General features: G+C 69.5%; 14 protein-coding genes. 2 read left to right on the top strand and 12 right to left on the bottom strand.

Features of this window, described 5'->3' with window-relative positions; translation table 11 throughout:
• Positions 1-90: 90 nt before the first annotated feature.
• The 10 genes from PGN23_RS10155 to PGN23_RS10110 form a co-directional block, all read right to left on the bottom strand.
• Positions 91-501, bottom strand: coding sequence for an Hpt domain-containing protein (locus PGN23_RS10155; protein ID WP_335302757.1), 411 nt, complete (start codon positions 499-501; stop codon positions 91-93).
• Between the two features lie 56 nt (positions 502-557).
• A complete protein-coding gene (der, locus tag PGN23_RS10150; RefSeq protein WP_335302756.1) occupies positions 558-1,925 on the bottom strand; it encodes a ribosome biogenesis GTPase Der in 1,368 nt (455 codons plus the stop codon).
• A gap of 153 nt (positions 1,926-2,078) precedes the next feature.
• A complete protein-coding gene (locus tag PGN23_RS10145) occupies positions 2,079-3,413 on the bottom strand; it encodes a PQQ-binding-like beta-propeller repeat protein (protein ID WP_335302755.1) in 1,335 nt (444 codons plus the stop codon).
• On the bottom strand, positions 3,410-4,123 hold the full coding sequence (locus PGN23_RS10140; RefSeq protein ID WP_335302754.1) for a tetratricopeptide repeat protein: 714 nt from the start codon (positions 4,121-4,123) through the stop codon (positions 3,410-3,412). The genes PGN23_RS10145 and PGN23_RS10140 overlap by 4 nt, the downstream gene beginning before the upstream one ends.
• 82 nt (positions 4,124-4,205) lie before the next feature.
• On the bottom strand, positions 4,206-5,084 hold the full coding sequence (gene panB / locus PGN23_RS10135; RefSeq protein ID WP_335302753.1) for a 3-methyl-2-oxobutanoate hydroxymethyltransferase: 879 nt from the start codon (positions 5,082-5,084) through the stop codon (positions 4,206-4,208).
• Positions 5,085-5,107: 23 nt separating this feature from the next.
• Positions 5,108-5,527, bottom strand: coding sequence for a hypothetical protein (locus tag PGN23_RS10130; RefSeq protein WP_335302752.1), 420 nt, complete (start codon positions 5,525-5,527; stop codon positions 5,108-5,110).
• 385 nt (positions 5,528-5,912) lie between these two features.
• Positions 5,913-6,260: an ArsC family reductase gene (locus tag PGN23_RS10125; RefSeq protein WP_335302751.1), complete on the bottom strand. Its 348-nt coding sequence runs from the start codon at positions 6,258-6,260 to the stop codon at positions 5,913-5,915.
• Complete coding sequence (gene bla / locus PGN23_RS10120) at positions 6,257-7,087, bottom strand: subclass B3 metallo-beta-lactamase (protein WP_335302750.1); 831 nt, start codon at positions 7,085-7,087, stop codon at positions 6,257-6,259. The genes PGN23_RS10125 and bla overlap by 4 nt, the downstream gene beginning before the upstream one ends.
• An 8-nt stretch (positions 7,088-7,095) precedes the next feature.
• Positions 7,096-8,577 (bottom strand): peptidase S10, encoded by a 1,482-nt coding sequence (locus PGN23_RS10115; RefSeq protein ID WP_335302749.1) that lies wholly within the window; start codon positions 8,575-8,577, stop codon positions 7,096-7,098.
• 96 nt (positions 8,578-8,673) lie between these two features.
• A complete protein-coding gene (locus PGN23_RS10110; RefSeq protein WP_335302748.1) occupies positions 8,674-9,051 on the bottom strand; it encodes a (deoxy)nucleoside triphosphate pyrophosphohydrolase in 378 nt (125 codons plus the stop codon).
• A 38-nt stretch (positions 9,052-9,089) separates the two neighbouring features.
• On the opposite strand from PGN23_RS10110, the gene PGN23_RS10105 reads away from it, so the two are divergent.
• The gene (locus PGN23_RS10105; RefSeq protein ID WP_335302747.1) at positions 9,090-9,299 is read left to right on the top strand and encodes a Flp family type IVb pilin; all 210 of its coding nucleotides are present in this window, start codon (positions 9,090-9,092) and stop codon (positions 9,297-9,299) included.
• A 135-nt stretch (positions 9,300-9,434) separates the two neighbouring features.
• The gene (locus PGN23_RS10100) at positions 9,435-9,605 is read left to right on the top strand and encodes a Flp family type IVb pilin (protein WP_335302746.1); all 171 of its coding nucleotides are present in this window, start codon (positions 9,435-9,437) and stop codon (positions 9,603-9,605) included.
• Between the two features lie 80 nt (positions 9,606-9,685).
• Here the strand turns inward: PGN23_RS10100 and PGN23_RS10095 are convergent, their stop codons facing one another.
• Complete coding sequence (locus tag PGN23_RS10095) at positions 9,686-10,636, bottom strand: acetyl-CoA carboxylase carboxyltransferase subunit alpha (protein WP_335302745.1); 951 nt, start codon at positions 10,634-10,636, stop codon at positions 9,686-9,688.
• 9 nt (positions 10,637-10,645) lie between these two features.
• Positions 10,646-11,566 (bottom strand): tyrosine recombinase, encoded by a 921-nt coding sequence (locus PGN23_RS10090; protein WP_335302744.1) that lies wholly within the window; start codon positions 11,564-11,566, stop codon positions 10,646-10,648.
• Positions 11,567-11,682 lie beyond the last annotated feature (116 nt).

Raw genomic sequence — 11,682 nt, 5'->3', positions numbered from 1 at the left:
AACGCTGTCCTTGGTCGCTACTCGGCGTAAGCGGAACGTCCAGTTCTGGGCGATAGCCGTCGTTACCGGATCACCACCCAGCACTCACCCCTACCCCGCTCGGCGCCCGAAGCCGCCCGGCCGTCGCGCCACCAGCGGGGTCGTATCGCGCTCCAGCACCGCCAGCGTCTGGAAGAATAGCGGGCGCAGCGCGACCACGTCCTCGATCGCATCCTCGGGCGAATCGTGCCGCTCGACGCAGCCGCGCGCATGATCCTCGATCTTCTCCGCCAGCGCCGCGAGCGGGTCGGCGCCGAACTGTCGCGCTTCCCCCTTCAGCGTGTGCGCCGGAATGACGAGCGCGGCGGCATTGCCCTTGCGCATCGCTTCCTCGATCGCGGTGACGGACTTCGTGCCATCCTCGCGGAAATAGCCCAGGATGCGCACGAATCCGGCGCCCAGCTCGTGACGCGCACGCGCCAGCGCATCGCGATCGACCAAGATTCCGCCTTCGAACGACACCGCGCGTCTCCCTTCCCGCGCGATTCTAGCGAAAGAGCGTCACCGCACCGTTAATGTCACTTGCCGAACGGGTTTTTCGGCGCGCGCAGCATCAGCCGGACCGGCACCGCGCCGAACCCCAGTTCGCGGCGGATGCCGTTCACCAGATAGCGCTGATAGCTCATCGGCAGTTCGTCCACCCGCGTGCCGAACAGCACGAAGCCGGGCGGGCGCGTCTTCGCCTGCGTCAGATAGCGCAACTTGATCCGCTTGCCGCCCGGCGCGGGGGGCGGATTGGCCTCGATCGCGCGCTCGAACCAGCGGTTGAGCTCGCCCGTGCCGACGCGGCGCGACCAGGCGGCGCGCGTCTCGAACGCCGCCTGCAACAACTGGTCGATCCCGCGTCCGGTGGCGGCGGACACCGTCAGCAGCGGCACCCCCTTCACCTGCGCCAGCCCCTCGTCCAGCGCCTTCTTCACGCCATTGAACAGGCTGGAGGCCTGCTCCGCCACGTCCCATTTGTTCAGCGCGATGACGAGCGCGCGGCCCTCTTCCAGCACCTTGTCCGCGATCCGCAGATCCTGCGCCTCCAGCCCCAGCGTCGCATCCAGCAGCAGGACCACGACCTCGGCGAAATCGACCGCGTGCAGCGCGTCCGCGACCGACAGTTTCTCCAGCTTGTCCTGCACCTTGGCGCGCTTGCGCATGCCCGCGGTATCGATCAGCCGCACGTCGCGCGGGCCATCGGGGCCGTTCCACACCCAGTCGATCGCGATCGAATCGCGCGTGATCCCGGCCTCCGGGCCGGTAATCATGCGATCCTCGCCCAATATGCGGTTCACCAGCGTCGATTTGCCCGCATTCGGACGCCCGACGATCGCCAGCTTCAGCGGCGCGGTCTCGCTATCGAACTCGCCCTGCTCCTCTTCCTCGGGCGGCTGGAGCGGCTCCAGATGCGGCAACAGCCCCTCGAAGAGCTCGACCACGCCCTCGCCATGCTCCGCCGACAGCGCCACCGGATCGCCGAAGCCCAGCGCCAGCGCCTCCAGCATCCCGGTTTCGCCCGCGCGCCCCTCCGCCTTGTTACCGACCAGCACGATCGGCGTGTCGGAACTGCGCAGCCAGCGCGCGATTTCCTCGTCCAGCGGCACGATGCCGGCGCGCGCGTCGAACATGAACAGCGCGACATCGGCCGCGTCGACCGCCGCCTGCGTCTGCCGCCGCATCCGCCCCGGCAGCGTATCCGGGTCCTCGTCCTCATAGCCCGCGGTATCGATGATCCGGAAATCGAGGCCGAGCAGATGGGCATCGCCCTCGCGACGATCCCGCGTCACGCCGGGACGGTCGTCGACCAGCGCGAGCTTCTTGCCGACCAGACGGTTGAACAGCGTCGACTTGCCGACATTGGGGCGGCCGACGATCGCGACGATGGGAAGACGGGACATGGGGCCGCACCTAGGGGGTAGCGTGCGAAACGGCAACGCCTGCCGCGCCCACCCCGTCACCCCGGCCCTGAGCCGGGGTCCCGCTTTCGCGAAACACGGCAGAAGAAGCGGGACCCCGGGTCAAGCCTGGGGAGACGCAATACCCCTGCCCGCTCAACGATACGCCGTGATCCGCCCCTTCAGGTCCAGCGTATACAGCGTCTGGTTCGCGACCACCGGGCCGAGCGAGAACGGCTCCTTGCCCTTGATCGTCGTCTGCACGCTGCCGTCCGCCGCCGACACCGCCACCACCGCGCCGCGCGAGTTGGTCAGCCACAGCCGCTCACCCGCCAGCACCGGGCCGAACCAGTTATAGGGATCGGACTTCTTCTTCTCGTTCCTGTAATGCTCAAGCTGGCTGATCCAGCGCACCTTGCCGTTGGCGCGCGACAGGCAGACGAGCCGCGAGTCGTCGGTGACGACGAAGATCCACTCGCCCGCGATCCACGGCGTGGCGATCCCGGCCAGGTTCTGCTCCCACAGCCGCTGCCCGGTCGCGATGTCGAGCGCGACCATCCGCCCGCCCTGCCCGATCGAATAGACGCGACCGTCCTCGATCACGGGATCGGCGTCGATGTCGGCCAGGCTCGACACCGACGTGGTGATCGACGTGCGCGACAGCGCATCCTGCCACAGCGTCCGCCCGTTCTCGTAGCGATAGGCGTTCAGCTCGCCGCTGGAGAAGCCCGCGACGATCGTCCCCGCGCTCGCCGCCGGTGCCGCGACGCCGAACACGCCCTGCGTCTCCAGGCTGGCGGTGGAGGTCCACACGACCTTCCCGTTGCCCTGGTCCAATGCATAGATCTGATTGTCCTGGCTCAGGACATAGACCTGCCCGTTGGCGACCGTCGGTGCCCCGCGCAGCGGCCCGCCAGGCTTCGACCGCCAGACGACCGCACCATCGGCGGCATTGACCGCCAGCACGTCGCCCAGGCCGTCGGTCGCATAGACCTTCCCGCCGTCGACGCTGTTGTCGTAGCTCGCGCCGCCGCCGAAGCGCGCGCTGCGATTCTCGCTGCTGTCGGACAGTTCGCGCGTCCACAGTTTCGCGCCGGTATCCGCAGCGAACGCATGCAGCACCGCGTCGACATCGACCACGAACAGCTTGTTCTCCGCCACCACCGGCGCCGCGGCGAGGCGCGCGCGGTTGCCGCCGCCGTTGATCTGCGCGCTCCACAACCGCTGCGGCGTCGCCGCGAGCAACAGCTGCCCCATCGACTTGGAGGCGTTGCCGCCGGGCTGGCTCCACGCGTCGTTGGCGACCGGAGTCGGCAGCAGCACCTGGACGTCGGCCAGCGACGTGTCGGTCTCGGCGCGGTTCTCCGACATCAGGATCGGCACGCGCTGCCCCACGGTCGGGGTCTTCTTGGGCGATCCCTTGAAGACGCCGCACCCGCTCAGCCCCACCAGCGCGGCGAGCGCCAGCCCGGTCGCGAAACGCGTTTTCATCGTGCTGTCGTATCCTTGTTAGCGGCGGAGGCACCCGTATCGGTGGCCGCACCCATGGCGCCCGCCATCTGAACCGCGCGTTGACGCAAGGTGGCGGGCACGCCGTCGTCCTCGGCGATGCGCGCGAACGTCTGCCCCGCCAGGTCGCGGCGCCCCTGCCGGATATAGGCCGCCGCCATCAGCTCGCCCGCGCTACCCAGCCACGGATTGCCCGATACCGCCAGCGGACGCATCCGCTCGACCACCACATCGGGCTTCAGCGCGTCGAACTCGGCGGTCGTCTGGCGGATCAGCGCCAGGTCGCGGAACGGCTGCGCCAGCGACGCGTCGTTCGCCACCGCGGCGAACTTCGCCGCCGCCCCCTTCAGGTCGTTCTTCTGGAGCAGGATGTCGGCCTGCGTGAACTGCGCCAGCGCGCGATAGCCGTCGCGCTTCGACTGCGCGAGCGTGGCGAGCTGCCCGGAGGCACCCTTCACATCGCCCGCACCCAGGTCGTCATACGCCTTTTGCAGCTGCTCGCCCTCGCGCCCCGCCGCCTCGTTCTGGCGGTGCTGCCAGAACAGGAACGCGGCAAACGCGGCCAGCCCCAGCACGATCGCGCCGATCAGCAGCTTGCCGTAGCGGCGCCAGACATGCAGCGCCTGGTCGCGGCGCAGCTCCTCGTCGACCTCACGCAGGAACGCTTCGTTGTTCTGGGGCGTCAGGGCCACCGATCACTCCGGTACAGACAGGGGAAAACCGACGTGCCTTAGCCGCCCCGGTGGCGGAGCGAAAGGGTGCGCGTCCGCTGCCTCACGACTTCGCGGCGTAGGTCTGTTCCGCAGAGGGAAAGGCGCGGGTCCGCACCTCGCCCGCATATTCCTCGACCCGCTCGGCAACGAACGCCGCCATGTCCCCGTAACGCTTCACGAACCGCGGCGTCCGCTCGAACAGGCCCAGCATGTCCTCCGCGACCAGCACCTGCCCGTCGCATTCCGCCGACGCGCCGATGCCGATCGTCGGCACGGGAATCGCGCGGGTGATCTCGATCGCGATCGGTTCGACCACGCCCTCGATCACCACCGCGAAGGCGCCCGCCTCCGCCACCGCAAGCGCGTCGCCGACGATCTTCTCGGCTTCCGCCGCGCTGCGCCCGCGCGCGCCGTACCCGCCCAGCGCGTTGACCGCCTGCGGGGTCAGCCCGACATGCCCGACCACGGGGATGCCGCGCTCCGACAGGAACGCGACGGTCGACGCCATCGCCGCCCCGCCCTCCAGCTTCACCGCCGCCGCGCCGGTCTGCTTGAGCAGGAACGCGGCGCTCTCGAACGCCTGCTGCGGCGACGCCTCGTAGCTGCCGAACGGCATGTCGATGACGACCACCGCGTGATAGCTGCCGCGCACCACCGCCGCGCCATGCGCCGCCATCATCTCCAGCGTGACCGGCACCGTGCTGGGCAGGCCGTAGATCACCTGCCCCAGGCTGTCGCCCACCAGCAGCATGTCGCAATGCGGGTCCATCAGTTGCGCCATGCGCACGGTGTACGCGGTCAGCATCACCAGCGGCTCGCCCTTGCCGTCCGCGATCGCGGCCTTGCGGTTGCGGATCGCGGGGACCGTCAGCCGCTTCATCGGGGCGGCGACGGGGTTGGCGCGGCTGGTCGCGCTGTCGATCGTGAAGGTCGTTGACATAAAGGCTTCTTAACCCCTTGTTCTTACCCGATCCACCCGCGACGGCGCGCCAGATGCGCCAGTTTCAGCGCGATGGCGGCGACCGCGGCGATGACCAGCGGAAAATAGATCACCCACACCCCCTTCACCGCGATGATGTCGGTGGTCGCGAACAGCCAGCCGAACTGGATCATCACCGCCACCAGCGAGATCGTCAGCAGCGGAATTGCGAGCACCGACCCCGCGATCAGGGCCAGCGCGCCGAGCAGCGCGGTGCCGGTCGCCACCGCATAATCCGCCATGTACCAGATCGGCAGCCGCGCGAAGAGCGTGCGGTCATAGTCGCTCGCCGCGCCCATCGCATCGGCGCCCAGCCGGAATTGCTGGAAGCACGCGAACACGCCCATCAGCGCCCACAGCAGGAAGGCGATGACCGCCAGTCTGAACCACCACGGCCCGCGCATGTTCGTATCCTCCCCCGTGTACGGCGGCGACCATGGCGAAGGCGCAACCGTTCCACAACCACCCCGTCATGCCGGACGTGTTCCGGCATGACGGGGTTCCGCGCGCCGAACCGATGTCGTGGCACACCAAACCCGGGCCCCGGGAAAGCCGAGACCTCTGCGAAACCCGGTTCCTTGTTCCCCGGCGAAGGCCGGGGCCGAGCTGGGGGACGGCGGAACCACCGAGCGATCCCGACTTTCGCGAGACCTTTGCAAAAGTCTCCACCGTGCTCCTGCGCAGGCAGGAGCACGGCCGGTACGCGGCGCTGTTGCATCCGTTTTGCAAAGGTCCCACTTTTGCAGAGGTCTCGGAAGAGCCCGGGGTGACGGCGTGTATGAGGCGCGGCTACCCGAACAACGCCGCATACCGCTCCGGCTTGAACCCCACCTCGACGCCGTCGTCATGCACCAGCACCGGGCGCTTTATCATCGACGGCTGCGCCAGCATCAGCGCCTTGGCCCGCTCCCGATCCACCCCCTGCCGCTCGGCCTCGGGCAGCTTGCGAAAGGTCGTCCCCGCGCGGTTGAGCAGCACCTCCCACCCCACCGCATCGATCCACCGATCGAGCGTCGCGGCATCGATGCCCGCCTTCTTGTAGTCATGAAACGCAAACGCCACCCCCGCCGCGCCAAGCCACGTCCGCGCCTTCTTGATCGTGTCGCAATTGGGGATGCCGTACATCGTCACGCTCACTTCGCCACCCTCCCCTGCCGCAGGAACTCCCGGTCGAAGTCGTCGCGCGCCTTCAGCACGATCTGGCGCAGCAGCCCCGGCGCGACCAGCCGGCCGGTCTTCGCGCGCTCCAGCACGTCGGCCATTTCCGGATGCGCGGGCAGCACCACGTCGGCGGGGAGCGCCGCCAGCCGCGCGATGCTGGCGCGGTAGTCCTGCGCGATGCCGGGGTAGCGCGTGTTGCCGAACAGCCTGTTGCCCGCCACCGTCACGCTGCACGGGAAGACGACGTCGAGCGGGCGCCCCCCTCGAGCGATCTTCATCGTCCAGGTCGTGCAGCCCGGCGTATGCCCCGGCGTTGCCACCGCGCGCAGCGTCGTACCGCCCAGCGTCACGCGGTCGCCGTCGCGCACGCGGCGCGCGACCGGCACCGCGGGGAAGCGGATCACGCCGTACGTCGTCTCGCCCGGCGGAATGCCCGTCTCCAGCGCCTCCGCATCGCCCGCCCCCGCCACGACCTGCGCGCCGGTATCGCGGCGCATCGCCGTCAACCCGGCGGCGTGGTCGAAATGCGCGTGGCTGACGAGGATCAGCTTCACGTCGCGCAGTTTCACTCCCAGCGCGCGGATGTTGCGCTCGATCGCGGGCACGTTCTCCGCCATGGTCGCATCGATCAGGATCGCGCCGTCGCGGGTGCGGATCAGATACGCCGCCAGCCCCTCGGTCCCGACATAGTCGATCGCGCCGATCAGCCGCACCGGCGGGATCGGGCGCGTCCAGGCGGGCGGATCGAGCTGCGCCCAGGCAGGGGCGGCCACCGCGATCGCGGCGAGGAACAGTCGCTTCATGCGCCCGGTTATGGGCGTACCGCGGCGGGTCCTGCAACCGCGTTCGGCGCGACGAAGCGGCGCACGTCGTCGCCCAGCGCCTTCGCGCTCGCCTCGACCGTATAGAACATGTGCCCGCCCCAGTAATAACGCGTCGTCACCCGGTCGCGCGGCAACCCCGACTGCGCGACCAGATAATCCATCGCGCCGATCGTCGTCTGCGTATCGAAATAGCCGTTGCCCACGAACAGCCGCGTCGCCGGCTGCGTGTCCAGTACCGTCTTCAGCTGCCCGACATAGGGCATGTCGAGGAACGGAGAGACGACCGGCGCCCAGCCCCAGCGCGTGAAATACGCCTCCGCCGGATTGCCCGTGGCATAGACGCCCGCCGCCGCCGGCACGCCCAGTTCGTCATGGAACAGCAGCACCGCCTCCGGCGTGTGTCGGCTGTTATATGCCGCGCCCTCGGCCCCGGCGGGCACGACGTAGCGCGCGTCGTTGGTGTCCAGCCTGCGCCCCGGCAGCAGCAGCTTCTGATAGGCCGCCTTGCTCACCTTTAGCCGCGCCTTCACGAACTCCGCCGCGGGCAGCCCGGTGAACGCCTCCAGCCGTGCCGCCACCGCCGCCTGCCGCTCCGGCGAGGCGCGGTCGCCCTGGAACAGCGTGGTCAGATACTCGCCCGCGCCATAATCCTCCGCCGCACGGATGAACTGCTCGAAGGTGCGCCCCTGCGCGCGCACCTTGCCCTGCGCCCAGCCGATCGCCGCCAGCGTCGGCAACGATACGGCATAGCTCACGATGTTGTTGGGTCGCTGCGCATATTCCAGGATGTTGACCGCCTGTCCCAGCAGCATGATCCCCGCCACCGGATCGCCCGCCGTGCGCAGCTGGTCCGCCGCCTCCACCGCGCGCATCGTGCCGTAACTCTCGCCGATCAGATACACCGGCGCCCCCGGCCGGTCGTGGAGCACCCGCCAGCGCTGCACCAGCTGCGCCAATTGCCGCGCATCCGCCGCATTGGAGAATTGCGACTCGGGCGCGACCCCCGGCAACGTGCGGCTGTACCCCGTGTTCGCGGGGTCGAAGATGACGATGTCGGTCGCATCCAGCGGCATATACGGGTTGTCGACGACGCGGAACGTCGCCGGATCGGCGCTCAGATCGTCCGGCACCGCCACCCGCTTCGGCCCGAACATCCCCATGTGCAGCAACGCGGTCGGCCCGATCGGCCCGCCGTTGAAGACGAACGCGACCGGCCGGTCCCTCTCCCTGCCGCGCGCGATGTAGGAGGTCGCGACCAGCCGCGCCGCGGGCTTGCCGTCGAGCCCGTCGACCACCACCGGCTCGACCACCGCATCATAGGCGATGGCGGTCCCGCCGAAGGTGCCGCGATGCGCGGTGACGATCGGCGCGGCGATGGTGACGGGGGACAGCGCCTGCTGCGCGACGACGGGCGACGCCACCGAGACGAACGCCGCGACCGCCGCCATCCGCCATGTCCGCTGCCGCATTCGCCCGCTCCCTCTCGTCATGGCGGACAGCCTAGCGCGGGCGCGCGCGCCATGTCCTTGCCTTTGCGCCCGCTTTCACCGCCCGGGATGCAAGGATTATGCGCGCAGCGCCGCCACCAGCGGCACATCGACCGGGGGCATCGGCAGCGTCGCCAGCCGCTCCGGCACATCCCAGCGCAGCGCATCCGCTGCCAGTGGCCGCGGCGTGCCGCCCCAGCGCGTGCAGCGGTAGAGCAGCATCGTCACCATCCCATCGCTCGCAAAGGACAGCGGCGCGAGCGCGCCCGCCTCGACCATGATGTCCAGTTCCTCCGCCAGCTCGCGCACGAGCGCCTCCGTGGGCGCCTCGTCCGCCTCCACCTTGCCGCCGGGAAACTCCCACAGTCCGCCATGCTGCTTGTACGCCGGGCGCTGCTGCATCAGGCAGCGCCCCCGCGCGTCGATCAGCGCCGCCGCCACCACCAGGACCGTCATCGACCGTTCCTTAACCCGTTACCCGATACGACGCGTCCATGCTGCGCCCGATCCGCCCCGTCCGCTACCTGATCCGCGTCGCCCGCCTGATCCGCCTCGTCGCCGATTCGCGTGGCGCGACCGCGATCGAATACGGCCTGATCCTCGCCATCCTGTCGCTGGGACTGGTCGGCGCGATGAACAATTGGTCGGCGGCGAACAACGGCCTGTGGGAATTCGTCAGGCGCAATCTGGTTATCGCCAGTTAACGCTCTTTCGGCCCAAAATTCATCCGCGCCTTAAATCTTTATCAACCGCGCCTTCCTACACCCGTCATCGCTGAAGCCGCTTTCGAAGGGTGGCTGGCCGGGTAACTGAAGCTTCACGTGTCCACGGAGATCGACATGCAGACCATTCGCAAGTTCATCAAGAACAACAAGGCCGCGACCGCGATCGAGTACGGCCTGATCGCCGCGCTGATCGCCGTGGCCGCCATCGCCGCCATGCGCGGCCTGGGCAACCAGCTGACCACCACCTTCAACGGTGTCAGCACGAAGATGGCGACGTCGAACTAAGACGACGACGATCCCGAAGGGATCAGGAGGGGCGGCGGAACTTCGGTTCCGCCGCCCTTTTCGTCGTCGGAGTGCGGGTGTTACGCCACGCGCCCCATCTTCAGGAATTTCTCCCGCCGGTCGCGGCGCAGCGCGTCGCCGCCCATCCCCGTCAGGTCGCGCAGCTGCGCCTCCAGCGCATCGCCCAGCACCGCGATCGCCGCCGCGGGATCGCGGTGCGCGCCGCCGACCGGCTCGGCGACGATGCCGTCGATCACGCCCAGGCTCTTGAGGTCCTGCGCCGTCACCTTCATCGCCTCGGCCGCATCTGCCGCCTTGTCCGCGGTGCGCCACAGGATCGACGCGCAGCCCTCGGGCGAGATCACCGAATAGACCGCATGTTCGAACATCAGCACGCGATTGCCGCTGGCCAGCGCGATCGCGCCGCCCGAACCGCCCTCGCCCACCACCGCGGCGACCATCGGCACACCCAGCGCCAGGCACGCCTCGGTCGAGCGTGCGATCGCCTCCGCCTGGCCGCGCTCCTCCGCCTGGATGCCGGGGAACGCGCCAGAGGTATCGACCAGCGTCAGCACCGGCAGCCGCGCGCGATCGGCCAGCTCCATCAGCCGGATCGCCTTGCGATAGCCCTCGGGCTTGCCCATCCCGAAATTGTGGCGCAGCCGGCTGGCGGTATCGTCGCCCTTCTCATGCCCCAGCACCATCACGCGCTGCCCGCGGAAGGTCGCGAAACCGCCCAGGATCGCCTGATCGTCGCCGAACGCGCGATCGCCCGCCAGCGGGACGAATTCCTCGAACAGCCCGGCGACATAATGTTTGAAATGCGGGCGCTCGGGGTGGCGCGCCACCTGCGTCTTCTGCCACGGCGTCAGCCTGGCGAACGTGTCCTTCAGCAGCCGGTCCGACTTCGTCTGCAACTTGGCGATTTCGGCCGAGATATCGACGCCGCCATCGGCGCCGGTGTCGCGCAATTCGTCGATGCGCGCCTGAAGCTCCGCGATGGGCTTCTCGAAGTCGAGGAAACTGGGCATCGCGCGCCGTTACGTGCCGGACACCGATGCGTCAACGCGCGCCTCCGCCAGCGTCCGTTCGAGCGGGTGCCGCTCGTTGACCAGATCGACCAGCCGGCGGCGGTCGACATGGGTGTAGATCTCGGTCGTCGCGATGTCGGCATGCCCCAGCATCGTCTGCAGCGCGCGCAGGTCCGCGCCCCCCTCCAGCAGGTGCGTGGCGAAGGCATGGCGCAGCACGTGCGGGCTGATCCGGTCGGGCGGGATACCCGCCTCCGCCGCGATGCCGCGCACCAGCTGGAACAGCCGCACGCGCGAGATATGCGTACCGCCCGAGGGGAACAGGTATCCCGCCGCCGCGGGCACATGCGCCCGCCACGCCGCCACCGCGGCGCGCGCGCGGTCGGACAGCGGCACCAGCCGCTCGCGCCCGCCCTTCCCCTTCAGGATCAGGAACGGGCGGTCCGGATGCACCGCGTTGCGCGGCAGCGACACCAGCTCGCTCGCACGCAGCCCGCTGCCATAGAGGAGTTCGATCAGCGCCGCGAGCCGCAGGTCGGTCGCGATCGGCGGATCGCGCGCCAGCCGCGCCGCGACCGCCGCGAACAGCCGGTCGACATCGGCATGACCCAGCGTGCGCGGCAGGGCACGGCGCGTACCGGGGCGCGGCAGGGCGCGCGACGGATCGTCCGCACGGTCGCCCTCGTCGAGCAGGAAGCCGAAGAACCGCCGCAGCGCCGCCGCCTTGCGCGCGACGGTCGCCCGCGACAGGTCGCGCCATTCGTCCGCCAGCCGCGCCAGCGCGTCCGCGTCGGCGCGGGCCAGCGCGCCGGCCAGCACGTCCGACGCCAGCGTCAGGTCGCGGCGATACGCCGCCAGCGTATTCGCCGCCGCCCCCGCCTGCGCCGCCATCATCTCCAGGAAGCGCTCGATGGCGTCGCGGTCGGTCATGCCGCCGGATCGTCATCCCCGCGCAGGCGGGGATCCAGATGCGCTAAGGCCTGTAAAGAGAGCCACGACGGTAGCGTGTCGGGATTCCCGCCTTCGCAGGAATGACGAGGCGCAGG

Origin of the sequence: Sphingomonas adhaesiva (assembly GCF_036946125.1) — a bacterium.
In the GTDB taxonomy this organism is placed as follows: Bacteria; Pseudomonadota; Alphaproteobacteria; order Sphingomonadales; family Sphingomonadaceae; genus Sphingomonas; species Sphingomonas adhaesiva_A.
Note: the sequence above shows the minus strand (reverse complement) of the source record. Positions and strands in the feature narration are given on the sequence as shown.

Bases quoted from the DNA above. Each gene is read 5' to 3' on its own strand.
- PGN23_RS10145 (WP_335302755.1), bottom strand. From the start codon at position 3,413: ATGAAAACGCGTTTCGCGACCGGGCTGGCGCTCGCCGCGCTGGTGGGG.
- PGN23_RS10115 (WP_335302749.1), bottom strand. From the start codon at position 8,577: ATGCGGCAGCGGACATGGCGGATGGCGGCGGTCGCGGCGTTCGTCTCG.
- PGN23_RS10110 (WP_335302748.1), bottom strand. From the start codon at position 9,051: ATGACGGTCCTGGTGGTGGCGGCGGCGCTGATCGACGCGCGGGGGCGC.
- PGN23_RS10105 (WP_335302747.1), top strand. From the start codon at position 9,090: ATGCTGCGCCCGATCCGCCCCGTCCGCTACCTGATCCGCGTCGCCCGC.
- PGN23_RS10090 (WP_335302744.1), bottom strand. From the start codon at position 11,566: ATGACCGACCGCGACGCCATCGAGCGCTTCCTGGAGATGATGGCGGCG.
- PGN23_RS10130 (WP_335302752.1), bottom strand. From the start codon at position 5,527: ATGCGCGGGCCGTGGTGGTTCAGACTGGCGGTCATCGCCTTCCTGCTG.
- panB (WP_335302753.1), bottom strand. From the start codon at position 5,084: ATGTCAACGACCTTCACGATCGACAGCGCGACCAGCCGCGCCAACCCC.
- PGN23_RS10095 (WP_335302745.1), bottom strand. From the start codon at position 10,636: ATGCCCAGTTTCCTCGACTTCGAGAAGCCCATCGCGGAGCTTCAGGCG.
- PGN23_RS10100 (WP_335302746.1), top strand. From the start codon at position 9,435: ATGCAGACCATTCGCAAGTTCATCAAGAACAACAAGGCCGCGACCGCG.
- bla (WP_335302750.1), bottom strand. From the start codon at position 7,087: ATGAAGCGACTGTTCCTCGCCGCGATCGCGGTGGCCGCCCCTGCCTGG.
- der (WP_335302756.1), bottom strand. From the start codon at position 1,925: ATGTCCCGTCTTCCCATCGTCGCGATCGTCGGCCGCCCCAATGTCGGC.